This is a genomic window from Nonomuraea lactucae, assembly GCF_003313395.1.
Classification (GTDB): Bacteria; Actinomycetota; Actinomycetes; order Streptosporangiales; family Streptosporangiaceae; genus Nonomuraea; species Nonomuraea lactucae.
In genome coordinates this window covers 1-2,479 of the sequence record NZ_QNFZ01000627.1, presented here as the reverse complement: position 1 = coordinate 2,479, position 2,479 = coordinate 1, and the positions used below count along the sequence as shown (strand labels likewise).

At 61.5% G+C, this 2,479-nt stretch carries 3 protein-coding genes; all 3 read right to left on the bottom strand.

Translation table 11 applies throughout. The features are described 5' to 3' along the window. Positions 1-73: 73 nt before the first annotated feature. A complete protein-coding gene (locus DQW85_RS24455) occupies positions 74-1,303 on the bottom strand; it encodes a cytochrome P450 family protein (RefSeq protein WP_113702363.1) in 1,230 nt (409 codons plus the stop codon). A gap of 1 nt (position 1,304) precedes the next feature. After that, on the bottom strand, positions 1,305-1,712 hold the full coding sequence (locus tag DQW85_RS24450; protein ID WP_113702362.1) for a hypothetical protein: 408 nt from the start codon (positions 1,710-1,712) through the stop codon (positions 1,305-1,307). A 196-nt stretch (positions 1,713-1,908) separates the two neighbouring features. Then, a complete protein-coding gene (locus tag DQW85_RS24445; RefSeq protein WP_162795333.1) occupies positions 1,909-2,310 on the bottom strand; it encodes a hypothetical protein in 402 nt (133 codons plus the stop codon). Positions 2,311-2,479: the final 169 nt, after the last annotated feature.

The following is a 2,479-nucleotide window of genomic DNA, read 5'->3' as shown; positions in this document are numbered from 1 at the left end:
CTGACCACAGCGAGAAAAACGACCCCCAGCCGAACCTCTCAGCCGTCCAACTCAAGGTCGAGAAAGATCGAGGTTAGCATGGACTGTGCTCGCTTCTCTGCAAAGCCACAGGCAGATGCACAGGGCCACGAATCGTGAGGCTCAGCCGCCACTCCAATTGATCGGGATGGATGGCAAGCTTCATATCCGGAAACTGTTCGATAAGAGCCCCGAAAGCGATACGCCCTTCGAGGCGAGCCAGAGCGGCCCCAAGGCAGTAATGTGCCCCACGCCCGAAGCTCAGGTGCGGATTGTCAGATCGCTGAATATCGAGCCGATTTGGATCCGAGAAGGCATGCGGGTCACGATTCGCAGCGGACAGGACTACCAACACCGGTTGCCCAGCGGGTATGACAGTCTCTCCCACCTGGAAAGGCTTTAGCGTGAACCGCCAGGTGGAGAACTCGGCGGGGCTGCCGTAACGAAGCAGCTCTTCGACAGCCGACTCGAGCAGCTCGGGGCGCCCCCGTAATAATGTCAACTGGTCGCGATTCTGCAGTAGAGCGAGCATGCCATTCCCTATGAGATTGATCGTCGTCTCGTATCCTGCGACCAGCAGAAGGAAGATCAAGGCGATGATCTCGGTCTCGTCCAGTTCGCCGCCTGGCGCTTCAGCGTGCAGTAGGCAACTGATCACATCATCTCCGGGATGTCGGCGCTTCTCTCTCATGAGACCGCTGATGTAATCCATCAAATTCCGCAGGGCTTCGGATCGTGCTTGGCCGCCCCGAGAACTGGAGGAGACGACGTCATCGCACCAGCGGCCGAAGTCACTCCGGTGGGCGGGTGGGATGCCAAGGATCTCGCAGATGACGTTGGCCTGCAGCGGCACGGCGAACTGCGCGATCAGATCGCAATCTGCAGCAGTAGCTAACTGTCCGATCAGGGTGTTGACTGTTTTCTCGATGACGTTTCTGGTTGCTTTCAGGTTGCGGGGGAGAAAAAAGGGAGAAACGACGGCTCGCATACGAGTGTGATCGGGCGGATCAAGCGTCAGCAGATGCGTCCCCAGCCCTGACCTGTCCTCAAGGGGCCGGCCGCGACCGGCCTCCTGCCAGTCCTGGGGAGCGTTACCCGGATCTTTGCTGAGGCGGGGATCAGAAAGAGCGATCCGGGCGTGCCGGTAGCAGGTGATGAGCCAACCGTAGAGACCGTTGTCGAACCTCACGAGATGAGCCGGACGGGATCTGCGGAGATTTGCGTAGAAGGCGTATGGGTTGGCCACGAACTCCGGGTCGGTCGGTAAGAAGTCGTCGATACTCATTTCAGCCCCCCTGTACCTCGTCGATGTCATCGCTCAGCAATCTCCGCCGGACATCGTCCAGCCGAGGCTCTCCGAGTTCCTTATATATCTTCATCGATACACATAGGAAAGCCTTGGCTTCCGCCCGCCGGTCTAGCGTCTGCAGAACCGTCGGGATCGTAGAACATGATTCCCCTTCCCCCGATCGATCACCGACCTGCTGCCGGATCGCCCGCGCTCTCATGAGCTGGGCAAGAGCATCTGTGCTTCGCCCCATGGCGTGCAGCGTCTCCCCTAGTTGGTCCAGGTGATCCTGCAGCAGTTGCCGCACCACCTCACCGCCGCGTCGTTCGCACAGTTCCTCCAGCTCGCCATGGGTGAGCTCGGCCGTCGCGGGAGCGCCCAGCTCGGCAACCAGAAGATCGAACAATTTGCTGGAGGTTGCAACTCGTCAGCTCTGAAGGCTGTGTCATACGGTTGCACCGGCTCTTCCTTGCTGGTCCGGATCGATTGGGTCGCACCTTCGAACCTTCAACAAGGAATGGCCTCCGCCAACCACCGCCGCGGTGACGGGACCATGCCACCGCTCTGCCCCTACTGGGCTATCTGCCGGCGGACCTGCTCGGTCAGCGCGAACATGCCCGGCATCGGCCAGCAACCTCCAGCACGTCCCGATACGCCCGTGGCAACACCGACATCTCCAGCTCCGGCCGCCGTGGCGGCACTGTCACCACGCCCCGCCGCACCGCCTCAGCCCCCTGCTCGGCCCCTTGCATTCCGGCGTCGGCGCCCTCGCCCAGCGGCGCAGGCTCGGCGGCGGGCCGGACCGCCTCACCCAGAATCTCCTCCACCGTCTCCTGGGTGATCATCAGTCGGGACAGCCGCTCTTCCTCGGCCTCCAGACGCGACTGCACCTCGGCGAGCTGTCGGCGAAGCTCTTCAATCCGCTGTCGAGACTCGGCCTGCCGCCCCGCCAACTCCTCCAGCAACGACCCCATCGCCACCACCGCCTCGCACGCCAGCACCACGTAGAAGCCTGTCTCGCGATCAAACAGCCCAGCTCACAACTGCCCAGCTCACGGGCTCCATCAGCAAGAGCTACACCCAAACCCGATAGCTATGTCAACGGCCAAGTGCGTGTCGCCGCTGATGGCCATGTAGAAGTCCCCGGGTCTTCGTAGTTGACTACTTCTTGGT